At 51.8% G+C, this 11,984-nt stretch carries 13 protein-coding genes and 1 pseudogene; 8 read left to right on the forward strand and 6 right to left on the reverse strand.

Annotated features, from left to right (window positions below):
• The first annotated feature begins 37 nt into the window (after positions 1-37).
• From EUZ85_RS05440 to EUZ85_RS05450, 3 genes are read left to right on the forward strand one after another with little or no spacing between them, the layout of a single operon-like run.
• Positions 38-541 (forward strand): hypothetical protein, encoded by a 504-nt coding sequence (locus tag EUZ85_RS05440; RefSeq protein ID WP_127968291.1) that lies wholly within the window; start codon positions 38-40, stop codon positions 539-541.
• Between the two features lie 17 nt (positions 542-558).
• Entirely contained in the window at positions 559-963 is a 405-nt protein-coding gene (locus tag EUZ85_RS05445; RefSeq protein WP_127968292.1) for a hypothetical protein, read from the forward strand.
• A 54-nt stretch (positions 964-1,017) separates the two neighbouring features.
• The gene (locus tag EUZ85_RS05450) at positions 1,018-1,494 is read left to right on the forward strand and encodes a hypothetical protein (RefSeq protein ID WP_127968293.1); all 477 of its coding nucleotides are present in this window, start codon (positions 1,018-1,020) and stop codon (positions 1,492-1,494) included.
• Between the two features lie 28 nt (positions 1,495-1,522).
• On the opposite strand, the gene EUZ85_RS05455 is transcribed toward EUZ85_RS05450, so the two are convergent.
• A complete protein-coding gene (locus EUZ85_RS05455; RefSeq protein WP_129498716.1) occupies positions 1,523-2,251 on the reverse strand; it encodes an ABC transporter substrate-binding protein in 729 nt (242 codons plus the stop codon).
• A 253-nt stretch (positions 2,252-2,504) separates the two neighbouring features.
• Between EUZ85_RS05455 and EUZ85_RS05460 the strand changes: the two genes are divergently transcribed.
• Together EUZ85_RS05460 and EUZ85_RS05465 are read left to right on the forward strand one after the other, a co-directional pair.
• On the forward strand, positions 2,505-3,272 hold the full coding sequence (locus tag EUZ85_RS05460) for an SDR family NAD(P)-dependent oxidoreductase (protein ID WP_127968295.1): 768 nt from the start codon (positions 2,505-2,507) through the stop codon (positions 3,270-3,272).
• Positions 3,273-3,370: 98 nt separating this feature from the next.
• On the forward strand, positions 3,371-4,348 hold the full coding sequence (locus EUZ85_RS05465; RefSeq protein WP_127968296.1) for a D-2-hydroxyacid dehydrogenase family protein: 978 nt from the start codon (positions 3,371-3,373) through the stop codon (positions 4,346-4,348).
• Positions 4,349-4,358: 10 nt separating this feature from the next.
• Here EUZ85_RS05465 and EUZ85_RS05470 read toward each other — a convergent pair whose 3' ends face one another.
• Entirely contained in the window at positions 4,359-4,754 is a 396-nt protein-coding gene (locus EUZ85_RS05470) for a carboxypeptidase-like regulatory domain-containing protein (RefSeq protein WP_127968297.1), read from the reverse strand.
• Between the two features lie 192 nt (positions 4,755-4,946).
• Here EUZ85_RS05470 and EUZ85_RS05475 point away from each other — a divergent pair, with 192 nt between their 5' ends.
• Positions 4,947-5,696, forward strand: a complete 750-nt coding sequence (locus tag EUZ85_RS05475; RefSeq protein WP_127968298.1) for a hypothetical protein — start codon at positions 4,947-4,949, stop codon at positions 5,694-5,696.
• 32 nt (positions 5,697-5,728) lie between these two features.
• Here the strand turns inward: EUZ85_RS05475 and EUZ85_RS05480 are convergent, their stop codons facing one another.
• From EUZ85_RS05480 to EUZ85_RS05485, 3 genes and pseudogenes are all read right to left on the reverse strand, one after another.
• Positions 5,729-6,367, reverse strand: coding sequence for an alanyl-tRNA editing protein (locus tag EUZ85_RS05480; protein ID WP_127968299.1), 639 nt, complete (start codon positions 6,365-6,367; stop codon positions 5,729-5,731).
• Between the two features lie 79 nt (positions 6,368-6,446).
• Positions 6,447-6,704 (reverse strand): annotated as a pseudogene (locus tag EUZ85_RS31325) (ATP-grasp domain-containing protein); the annotation flags it as partial.
• Positions 6,705-6,921: 217 nt separating this feature from the next.
• Positions 6,922-8,298 carry an aldehyde dehydrogenase family protein gene (locus EUZ85_RS05485; RefSeq protein ID WP_127968300.1) on the reverse strand — a complete coding sequence of 459 codons (1,377 nt, stop codon included), beginning with the start codon at positions 8,296-8,298 and terminating at the stop codon, positions 6,922-6,924.
• A gap of 393 nt (positions 8,299-8,691) precedes the next feature.
• Between EUZ85_RS05485 and EUZ85_RS05490 the strand changes: the two genes are divergently transcribed.
• Positions 8,692-9,384: a PEP-CTERM sorting domain-containing protein gene (locus EUZ85_RS05490; RefSeq protein ID WP_127968301.1), complete on the forward strand. Its 693-nt coding sequence runs from the start codon at positions 8,692-8,694 to the stop codon at positions 9,382-9,384.
• A gap of 100 nt (positions 9,385-9,484) precedes the next feature.
• On the opposite strand, the gene EUZ85_RS05495 is transcribed toward EUZ85_RS05490, so the two are convergent.
• Entirely contained in the window at positions 9,485-10,852 is a 1,368-nt protein-coding gene (locus EUZ85_RS05495; protein ID WP_127968302.1) for a glutamine synthetase family protein, read from the reverse strand.
• A 299-nt stretch (positions 10,853-11,151) separates the two neighbouring features.
• Here EUZ85_RS05495 and EUZ85_RS05500 point away from each other — a divergent pair, with 299 nt between their 5' ends.
• Positions 11,152-11,934, forward strand: coding sequence for a YopT-type cysteine protease domain-containing protein (locus EUZ85_RS05500; protein WP_127968303.1), 783 nt, complete (start codon positions 11,152-11,154; stop codon positions 11,932-11,934).
• The last annotated feature ends 50 nt before the right edge of the window (positions 11,935-11,984 follow it).

Here is an 11,984-nt window from a genome sequence, read left to right on the forward strand (position 1 = left end):
GCGAGCCAACGTTGAGAATCAGGAATGAGAGATAGAGATGCTGCGTATTTTGGGGATTCTATTATTGCTGTCGCTGACCAGTTGCGGTTTTGTGGAAGGCGTTGATGACGCCAAGGCCGCCGCTGCAACCTTTTTTGACGACAGAATCAAGGAGGGCGGCCCCGGAGCGGACCGCTTTTACTCGTCGCACTTTATCGATTCCGTGGACCCTGAAGAGTGGGAGAGCATTCGTCGGTTGGTGCAAAAGGCCAATGGCGACTTGCGTAGCTACTCCCTTGATACATGGCGCGCGCAGGACAAAGTGCAGACAAATGGGTTGTCCGGTATGTATGTGACGCTCACTTACAAGACGACCTATACAAACGGGGAGGGCGAGGAGACGCTGATTTTGTTCAGGAATGACGACAGCCCGCAATATAAGGTGATGTACCATCATTTTAATAGTGAGTCGATCAACCGACTCGTCAAACAAGGGATTGATGAGGCTGCCAGTAAGCCGGAAGCGATCAAACCCATCGCCGTCAAAGGCGCTGACAAGTAGCTTGTTGCGGCGCTTAAATGAAAATGACTGCGAAACTGGCTGAGTGGCGTCTGGGGTGGAAACTTTATTTCTTTCTGTACGCGCTGATTGCCGTTGTGTTTGCGGTGATTATCACGCAGGCGCTATTTGCCTGGCATGACTATGTGGATTTAGCGTTTTTCTACATTAACCTGGCGGCGATTTATGGTTACGCCTTTAACAAAAGAGTAGGGAGGCCCGGGTTCTGGAAATGTCTGCTCTGGGTTTATCCTGTCTGGTCGCTGCTATATCAGTTTGTCTTGCCGTTTGGATATGACTTCCCCCAGTTGGGCATGCGGGCTCACGCTAACTGGACAATGATATTCCCGTTGGGCGTTACCGCCGTCAGCTCCCGCTGTATTTATAACTATGGATTTAAGTCGCAGGGCTTATGGCGGCGTTAATTCAATTCGTTAACCATATCGTGAAATGAGAATGGAATAATTGAGGATCAACGAATGAGCGACTTGTATGCGCCGCCCAAAAGCGAAGTGTCGGAAGGCGAAATGGCGATTAAAGAGCCAATCGTCATATGGAGAATATTCTTTGTGGTTTATGTGCTGTTGAATCTGTTCGCAGCGCCATTTTTGATTATGTCCTTCATTGGCGGAGACTATCTGGAGATAGAGCTTAACGCTGGCGCGCTGGACTATCTGGACTGGCTGATACAATGCGCCATGATGGTTGGGCTGTTTGGGTACGCATTTTCCAGGCGTATCGGCGGAAGGGCGCTATGGAGAGCGGCCTTGCCTGCATATGTCGTCTGGTATGTGTCATACGCTTTTATCCTGCCGTTTGGCTTCGGCGTGCTTCCATACAATGAGCCGCCTACTTTGGATTGGACGATGGCGATTGACCCGCTGTTTACCCTGGCGGTAGCGCAGGCGCTATATCTATACGGCTTTTCATCGGATCACCTTTGGCGAGAGCGCTGAACCGGTGGTTCCAGCCCGTTAATAGACGTTACTCAATGGGATACTCTCTGCCGTATTTCTCATAAAGCGGCAGGAGCTGATGGGTTTCAATGAGGTAAGCGACGCCTTCGTTATATTTCTCGCGCAGGTATTCGCCACGTTCGTTTTTGGCGAAGGTCATGTACAAGAAAACCCGGGTCACCGGCTCAGTGCGAAACTGGGTTTTATCCACCAGAATATTGCTGAATGTGATATTGGTCTGACGCAGGTTATCGAAGTAGTAGTCCGCCCGTTTTAAATAGACTTTGGAGAGCGCGCTTTCTCTGGAGTTCAGATCCTCTCCCTGCAGATACTGCTTCACCTTATCGTCGATATAATCCGTGTAACCGCGAATCCATACGCCGTTTTTCCCCTCCAGCGACGTCACTCCTTTCCATTCGCCAAAGTGCTCCGGCAGAAAGGTGACGGCTTCAGTGATAACGGAAATAGGGTAGAGCGCTTGCGGATACTCATCGGTAGGATCGAGGCCGCCGTACATATCGGCATGTCCGTCTTGCACCATCAGCTCGGCGCGTTTCCACGGCACGATAATCTGATTTACCTCGATATTCACATGCTTGAAGGCAGCGAAAATGACCTCGTTGTACAGCCCTGTTCCGTCTTTTTCCACGCTGCCTTCCCACTCTGGAGTGGCCCAGGTCACGCGCTGCGGCCCCTCTGCATAGGCGAGGTGGCTGAATAAGCTGGTGAGAATAAGTAATGCGAGTGGTTTGAGCATCTTGCGTCCAATCAGATAATGCCCGGGATATCCGGCGGAATAATAGTACAAGCCAGCTCTAATGCGAAGGAGGAGATGCGGCATTTGTATGTCCCTAACCGGCGTTGTCGCGCAATGATATTTTTTTCTTGTCTGAAATCAACAATCTATACCGATAAGTGCCTACCTGACCAATTTGTGCTTACTTTTTTGACGCTCTCTGGAAGCCTACTCTGAGCGCCTGTTTCGAGTGACTTTAGAGAGGTGAAACATCATGCAATTGGTACAAGGTTCCTGGGCGTTGATCGTGGGCGGCTCCAGTGGAATGGGATTGGAAATTGCGCGTAGGATGGCGGCTGCGGGCGTGAATATCATGTTGGTTGGCAAGCGTCCGGAAAAACTACGGCTGGCTGGCGACGCATTGCGGGGCGCTGCGGAAATCAGGACGTTTATCGTGGATCTTTATGACGACGAGCAAGTCACTGGTTTGATAGATCAACTTAATGATCTGGGGGAACCCATTCGCTACCTGGTGAACGCCGCCGGATATTTCAATCCCAAACCGTTCCTGCAGCATACGCCAGCGGATTACGACGCCTATCTGGGATTGAATAAAGCGTTGTTCTTTATCTCCCAGGCGGTCGCTGCGAACATGCGCAAGCATGGCGGCGGCGCCGTTCTGAATATTGGGTCCATGTGGGCGAAACAGGCGGTTAAAGCCACGCCGTCCTCCGCCTACTCCATGGCGAAGGCGGGTTTGCACGCGCTGACTCAGCATATGGCGATGGAGCTGGCGGACGATGGCGTTCGCGTCAACGCCATCGCGCCGGCAGTAGTGAAAACGCCTATCTATGAAGCCTTTATCGCTCCTGAAGAGGTCGACGAAACCTTGGCGACGCTAAACGCGTTCCATCCTATTGGTCGGATTGGCGACGTCGGGGATGTGGCGAATGCGGCGATATTTCTGCTGTCAGACCAGGCGGACTGGGTGACCGGCGCGATATGGGACGTGGACGGCGGCGTGATGGCGGGACGCAATTAGCTCGCCTCATGCAGGGCTCGCTCGCTGCGTGGTCGGCGAGGGCCCTGCTATACTGCCGCGCCATATCTCTTAATACGCTATACAGGAGTAGCAGTGTAATGGATGAGACAGTGAACAGGAGACTGCGCTGTGCGGTATTGGACGACTATCAGAATGTGGCTAAGACCTATGCGGATTGGAGTGCGCTGGAAACGCGCATAGATCTACAGGTGTTCAATCGCCATCTTGGCAATGAAGATGAGGTCGCTGCGCAACTGGCGGACTTCGATATTATTGTCCTCATGCGTGAAAGAACTCCCTTTGGCGCCTCTCTGTTAAATCGCTTGCCGAGGTTGAAGCTGCTGGTGACCTCCGGGCCTCGTAACGCCGCCATCGATATTGTCGCCGCTGCCGCTAATGGCGTGACGGTATGCGGCACCCAAGCCTCCAAAGCGCCGCCGACTGAGCATACCTGGGCCTTGATACTGGGTTTGGCGCGCCACATAGCGATAGAAGACGCTGCATTTAAAGCTAATGGGCCTTGGCAAAATACAGTAGGCGTTGATCTCGCAGGGAAAACGCTCGGTTTGCTGGGGTTTGGTCATATTGGCCAGAAAGTGGCGACGATTGGTCAGGCGTTTGGCATGAATATCATCGCCTGGAGCGCCAATCTCTCTGCGGATTTGACCCGCTCAATGGGCGTGACGCTTGCGGAATCGAAGGACGCTCTGCTGGCGTGCAGCGATATCGTCTCCATACATCTGGTGTTAGGAGAGCGCAGCCGGGGGCTGATTGATGCGGAGGCGTTGTCGCGGATGAAAAAGTCTGCGTTGTTGATTAATACTTCCCGCGCTCAAATCGTCGACCAGACGGCGCTGGTGGAAGCGCTGCAGCAGAAGCGCATCGCCGGGGCGGGATTGGATGTATTTGAACAGGAGCCTCTGCCGGAAGGACATGTTCTGCGCACGTTGCCGAATGTGCTGGCGACTCCTCACCTGGGCTATGTCACAGAGAATAACTATCGCACTTACTACACTCAGATCGTCGAAGCGATTCAAGCTTACCTGGATGGCGCGCCGATTCGGGTGATGAGCTGATCCGTGACGATCAGCGCCACTCGCAGTTACTTTCAATGCTGGCCGCGCCCAGATGCACATATCTTCGCTTCCGCGTCAGTTCGCAGGTAAAGCGCAGGGGGCGTCCCGCCAGCTCGTCATTGGGCTCCGGGCCGATTTTGATCGTGCTCCAGATCAGGTGTTCAGTGCCGTTTACATCGACGTAAATGGTTTGCGCCGCCCGGAACGGGATCGGCAACAGCGTCGCCAACAGAGAAGTTTTATATAAAGCGGGCAGGCGGAAGCTCCCATCCTGGGCGGTGCGTACGCTGTCGGAGGATTTTTGACGCCATTCGACCCAGCGGGTCACTGTGGCGCCTGATACAGGTTCGCCAGCGTAGGTAATCACGCCGTAAACTTCTGAAAATAGGCATACTTTGCCGATCATATCCAAGACTCCCATGTCTTGCGCAGACATCATGGCTAGCGTAGAGAAGGATAGCATGTTTCCCTGTAAAGATTATGTAAGGGGTTAATTTTAATATATATTTCATGCTGGCCTCCCAGTTGGCGATAGCGCGCGGCGCAGGCCGGGGAGATGCATGCCTCAACAGAATCTGGACAGAACGGAGAGTGAAGAATGATTTTCAGCAGAGATGGATATAGGGATATCAAAAAGATTCTCGCCCTGGGGGCGATGCTTGCGCTAGGCGCATGCGCCCATCAGAGCGCCAAGCCTCCCATACAGAAAAACCTGAGCCAGGCGTATGCTGATGCGGTCAGGGATGCTGAAATTGTAGAGCCGAATGAGATATCCAAAAACCTGACGGCGATTACGCCGCTGAATCCCGCTCTGGAATGGAGTGGCGACCGGCAAAAAGTGTTGGTGACGACATGGACATCCTGGGACGGCTACGACAACTCAGTGGGCCAGATGCAGGCTCTGTCCAGAGAAGTATGGGTGACGGTGGTTCCTGAAGTGAAAAACTTCTGTCGCGCTCGCTATAAGTTTCCAGAACAGACCATTTTGCGACTGGAGCAATTACTGGGTTTGCCGCCTGGAGATAATAAAACCAAGTTTGTGGAAATGTGGGTGAGTCCGTCAGATCTGTTCCGCCCCTCTCCAGATCCGGAAATCAGCGATCATGAAGCAGAGCTGGACTTCCCGGTCTCCGACCGGTTTGTCACTGTCAGCAAAGAGCACAAGGAATGGTTCAAAAATTTGCGCAAAACGTCCTACGGCGAAAACGGCTATCCCTGGACTCGCTTGGGTTACACCTATGACTGGGGTAACCCGGAGTCGGAAGTGGGATTGAGCGAATTTGTCATACGCACCGGAGCCAATGTCAAAGTGCACAGCGTGACCAAGACAATCAAATACTGCGAATAACCGAGAACGGCGGCTCCGGGCGCGCCCGGAGCTTAGCTCAGGTAAATCTCCACGCGCTCTTTGCCCTTGCCGACATTTTTGCGTTTCATGGAGATGCGCCCGACTTCGCCTGTGCGGGTCAGATGCGTACCGCCGCAAGGGACCTCTGCAAATCCCTCCACCCGCCAATAACGTCTTTCCGCATCTTCGTCGCTGAAATCGCTGATGATGTCGCGGTTTTCGTCAATAAGGCGCTGTGCGTCTGCGTCGATATCTGACAACAGAGGAGAAATGCTTTGAGGCCAGGAAAAGTCGATACGCGCCTTTTCCTCGGCGATATGCGCGCCGACTTTATCGACTCCGCCCAGCTTGCGATAGAACAGTTCGAGCACCAGTTCCGCTGCAAAGTGCAGTCGCATAAGGCGATATCGTCTTTCCCAGTCAATGGTGATTTCCACAGGATCGCCGACTTGGAGCGCATGATCTTCCGGCAGCTCGTAAAAAATTTCCTGCTCTTCCTTGCGCGCGCTGATCACTCTGAATCCGCCAATGGTTCCATGATCGCTTTCCTGACCGCCGGAAAATGCGTAAAAGATAGTTTCCTCAACCGTTATCACTGCGCCCTGGACGCTGGTGACGTAGGTGCTGAGAGTCGTGAGATAGGGGTCTTCCCAGAATATTTTTCTTGTCATACTTCAGCCTGAAAAAGTCCTTTAAACAGATACGCGGAATCTTCGCCAACCATAGCCGCGTTTGCAAGAGGGGAGGCGCTCAATGACCATCCTGATTACTGCTTTTGACCCGCTCCAGAATATTGCACCAAAGCTGTAGGGGAGGGATGGTGGCGTAACCAGATTCCTGAGCGTCATTGCATTCGATGATGATCCAATGTCCTTGTCGGGTTTTGGCGATATCTATAACCAGAAAAGGAACCTTCAAACGCCCCGCCGCTGCCTGGGCAAGCTGTAAGCCCTGCCTCAGGTCAGGCGCGCTGTAATCCGAGGGCCAATACCTGCCATAGCCGACGCACTCGCCATGCCACTAGAATGTCCTGTACTCCAGAGACGGACTTATTTTTCCCGGAATACCGCCAGGGGCGGGCAGAGCTCCACAGGCGTGTAAAAGAAGTCTCCAAATTAACGCCGCTATCGAAGAGTGACAATAGCGTGTAAAGCCGCGACGGCTCAGCCGCCGCTTAATTTTATGATCTGACCGTCCCTGAATCGAAAGCATGTCGCATATCAGGCTAAGCTATACGTAGATAGTAAGACTTTGCTTGGGTGAGTTGCGTATAGGCAAGTTCCGATAGCAGTGAACCGCATCCAGATTGCTTAACGCCTCCCCAAGCCAGTGCGGGGTCAATATGAGTACTTTGGTTCATGAGCACGGCGCCAGTCTGCAGTTGCTCCCCTATTGCCTGGGCGCGAGCGATGTCCTGGGTCCATAATGAGGCCCTCAATCCGTATAAACTGTCGTTCATATAGTGGACAGCCTCTGCGTCATCCTTCACCTTCATGACGCCCATAACTGGACCGAATGTTTCACTTGTCATCAAAGCCATGGAATGATCGACATTTGTTAATACTTGTGGCGGCAAGTAGGCGGGGCCGAGGCTTGCGTTAGAGTAATGAGCATGCTCAATGCAAGGCGTTGCGCCTTGGGCGATAGCCGCGTCCAGGCGAGTTTTGACCGCCATGGCCTTTTGCGGGCTCACCATTGGCCCTAATGTGGTGGAGGGGTCCATGGGGTTCGCCAACTTGTAGCATTTGGCTTGAGCAACCAGAGCGTCCAAGAAGTCCTCATAGATATCTTCGTGAGCATAGATGCGTTTAATGGCGCGATTGGATTGACCACAATTGAATAGTGCGCCTTTGGCGATACCGGAGGCGGACATACGCAATGATGCATCGGAGAATACATAAGCAGGATTGCTGCCGCCTAATTCAAGGGTTAGTTTCTTGAGCGTTCCAGCAGCGGCGCGCTCAATGGCGACGCCTTTCGCACTGGAGCCCATAAAAGAGACATGACTTATTCGTTGATCGCTGATCAAACGCAGTGTATCGGCGTCGTTGACGTGTAAGTGCTGAAATACGCTGTCAGGGAGCCCGGCCTCAAAAAAAATGTGAGAGAACCGCTCCGCACACAATAAAGTCTGTATGGAATGTTTGAGAATAACGCAGTTGCCCGCCATTAGCGCAGGAATAATCGCGTTGGCCGCGGCAAGGTATGGGTGACTCCAGGGCGCGACACACAATACTACGCCCAGAGGCTCGCGTCTTATATAACGGCGAAAGCCGGTTTTTGGTTGCGTTATGATGTCTTCAAGATATCTTTCGGCGATATCTATCATGTACTCAGCGCAGACTTCCGCTTCTTTGATTTCCCGAGGTGTCTCACGCACGGGGCGGCCCATCAAAAGTGTAATCTCTGGAGCGATCTCCCGGGTTTGCGCCGCCAGTGCGGCAATGGCGAGACGGCAGTAGCGCGCGCGCTCTGCGATGGAGACTGTGCGCCAGATTTTTTGGGCGGTGAGTGCGCGTTCGAGCGCTGCGTGGATTTGCGGGGCTGTGGCTGGTTCCCTTTCCGCCACTAATGTTCCATCAATGGGTGAAATGATTCTCATGGTAGTTGCTTCCCTATACTTGTCGTCGCAATAAATTTCCCTCTGCTCAGCTCTAATTATTGCAAATTCCTGGGGGATGTCGCGGGGTTTTACAAATCTTGTGGAACGTTTCCTATTTGAATTTTGGGCGTCTATAGATAGGTGGGCGTAAAGGGAATGAGCTCCCGGTTTCTATAAACGTTAGAGTGTCGATGCGGTATGCACTAGTTTCAGCAAATAGTCCATTATTTTTACATGTCCAATAAGACAAAAAAGCTTTGTTCTTATAAATCAAAGGTCTAAAAGTTGGCATGCGGGTTGCTATATAACGGGGACAATAAGGGCACGACTCTTCACTATAAAAACTAGCATTTACGCTAAATTAATTTAACCGACATTTGTTCAGAGGACATCATGAAGAAACTCGCATTTCTAGCAAGCCTTCCATTAATGCTGGGCGCGGCCAGCGCATACGCTATTCCTGCTTCTTACGGCACAGCTACTCACGACACTACTGCGTGGCAAGAACTGGCTGACGCGCCTAATGGCGATTCCTACGGCGTTTCCTGGACTACTGACGGCGGCGCAAGCTGGGGTCGTAACGATCTGACTGTTGGCCAAACTGTTCAATTCAAATTCAACGTACACAAGCAAAACGTGGGTACTCACTACGCCGACCTGATGAAGGCCTGGATTGACTGGGACCAAAATGGCGTATTCGACGCTAGCGACGAAATCGCATACGGCGAACACAAACTGACTGATTTCGAGCCAGTTCTAGGTTCTTGGAAAGCGCCTACCAACCCTGATTTCTCTTTCTTCTCAAGCGAATACACGCTGACTAACGCTGACGTGGGCGATTTCTGGTTGCGCGCTATCGTAACCTGCAGCCACTCCATCACTAACATGTACGGCGGTACTTGGAATGACCAGTGGAAAACTGAATACACTGGTAGCTATGAAGATCGTATGACTCCAACCGGTCACTACTACCAAGGTGAAACTGAAGAGTGGAAAATCTCTGTTCACTCTGTACCAGAGCCCACTACTTTCGCTCTGTTGGGTCTGGGCCTGGTTGGTCTGGTAGCTAGAAAGCGCGCTAAGTAATATAGTCGCAGCTAGCTTTGAAGATACTGGATTGGAGGGAGGTTCTTTTCCTCCGGTCCAGATATCTACCCTCTTCTTCTCTCTTAGCTGACGCCCATACTCAGATTATCTCGAAGTAGCGTTCCAGCTCCCACATTGAAATATATTTCCTGTACTCCCGCTCCTCCCACTCGCGAGTCGCTGCAAAGTGTTCGACAAAAGGGGAACCAAAGAAGTCTCTGGCCATCTGACAGTTTTTTAGACGTTGCGCGGCGTCCCATAAAGTCGACGGAAGCTGCAGATGCTCAGGAAATGTCTGCTCGTAGGCGTTGCCCTCCACCATGCATTCAGGTTCAAGTTTGTTTTCCATTCCCCACAAACCCGATGCGATGACGGCTGCGAGGATGATATAGGGATTGGCGTCAGCGGCGCCAATTCGATACTCCAAACGTTGGGACTGTACGTCCCCGGGAATGACTCGGATAGCGCAGGTTCTGTTATCGATGCCAACGCTGGCTTCTGTAGGCGCCCAAAACCCAGGAATGAGTCTTCGATAAGAATTAACCGTAGGTGCAATCATCGCCATCAGTTCTGGCATAAGCTTTTGTTGGCCTGCTATGAAATGGCGCATCGTGGCGCTCATGTTGGCTTCTCTTTCTCCATCATAAAAAAGATTCAGTCCTTTATTGTCTTTTAACGATAAGTGTATGTGGCCGCTTTGTCCTGGGTAGTCTTTAGACCACTTGGCCATGAAGGTGGCCATCTTGCCCTGCTTTTGCAGCGCAATCTTGGTAAACGTTTTAAATAATGCCGCTTTGTCGGCTGCGTTAATTGCTTCATCGTGGGTAATCGCCGCTTCAAGGACTCCGGGGCCAGTTTCCTCGTGAAGGCCTTCAAGAGGAAAGTCCATATCATCCGCCAATTGCAGCAGGCTCAAATAGGTATCTGACTCCACACTGTTGCGGATGACGGAATAACCGAATTCTGACGGCGCCATGGGAGTGAGGCCTTGGAAAGATTTTTCCCGGATACTGTGAGGCGTCTCTTCAAAAACAAAAAATTCATATTCAAAACCGCAATCGACTTCCAGTCCCATGTCTCTTGCTGTCCCCACCACTCTTTTGAGCAGACCGCGTGGGCAGATTGCTTCTGCTTTATCAGCAAATTCAGCGAGGAAGAATACCCCGCTGCTTTCAAGAGGCAAAGTTCGGCAACTTGAAGGGATAATACGTACTTGCGCATCAGGGTAGCCTGTATGCCAGCCTGTGTAGGCGACATTGTCATAAAGCTGGTCTTTCACGTCCCAGCCCAGAACAACATCACAGAAGCCAAATCCTTTGGTCAGCGAGGATAAAAACTTGTCTCGCGACATGTATTTGCCGCGCATGACGCCATCAATATCAAATACGCCAACCTTTATGTGCTTGAACATGGAGTCTTCGATTAGCGTGCGTGCGTCTTCGGCGGATTTCACTTCCCTTGGGTCCATAACATCACCTGTGCAATAAACGGATGAAGAGGGGCGTATAGTTAAATATAACAGCTCCTTGGGAACTTGATCGGATATCGCTGGTCCAACCTTGCTTGGTTAAGCCCACTGTGAAGTGTTGGACTAAAGTCTAGGAATGCAAAGGTGGTTTGTGCGCGCTTTCCCAGATACAAGCCGGCGGTCGATCTGAATTAGTATCTACATCCGCCGCTACTGCAGTTTTGAGCCTTCAGTTTCTCCCGTAATACCTGGGGAAAGCGCGTTATTTACGAGATTAGTTGTAATTAGGAGTACGTAAAATGCCCGTTATGTTTGATTGGTTAGCCCACAATATTTTGTCCTTGCGTGTGGCGGGAGTGCAGAATTCCGCAACAGCCGCTGGCGGTCATTGTACTTGGCGCTTTTCTCAGGTGAAGAACCCAGTAAGAAGCTTAATTCTTACCAACCCGGAATCCAGTGGCGGAATATGCGAAATGCTGGCGGCGAAGTGGTTGGAAGTGCACGCTAATGCGGAGAAATATGCCCGTTCCGGTGAAGCGACCTCTTTAGCGGGCTGGATAAGCCGCACTGGCGGAGATATCGATCCTAATAAAGTCCGCCAGATTATGCAGATGTTCATTATCGGGAGCACGATGAAATCCGGGGCGCTCGTGGGACAACCGGGCAGCGGCCGAGAAGACCAAACTTATGCGACAGAGCGTTGGTTACAATCTAAAGGCGTGACCAGACGTAAGCATAGTTCCAGTGGTCCAAGCTGGTTCAAAGGCATGTCGAGGGGATCGACTGGTGAAAGGGGCGGGCGTCGAAGAGATTTTTCGGCGGAAATCGGACGCGCGATTACATCCAGCGCCAAATCATACAAAATGATTGGCATCGCAGGGCCGAACTTCGCTCATGCGGTCGCTGCATGGAGCGATACGGATGTCACCTTTTTTGATCCCAACTTCGGCGAGTTTTGGTTTCCTACGACAAACGCCTTCCAAGGATGGTTTCCTCGTTTTTGGCATCTGGCGGGATATGGAACGCCAGCGATAGGCCTGAGCGACTCATATGAAACTATGGAGTATGGCGCCGTAGCCTAGTATTTCAGGTAAGATAATGGCCGAATATAATTGGCGGGTAGCCTGAAGGC

This window comes from Hahella sp. KA22, from assembly GCF_004135205.1.
Lineage (GTDB): Bacteria > Pseudomonadota > Gammaproteobacteria > Pseudomonadales > Oleiphilaceae > Hahella.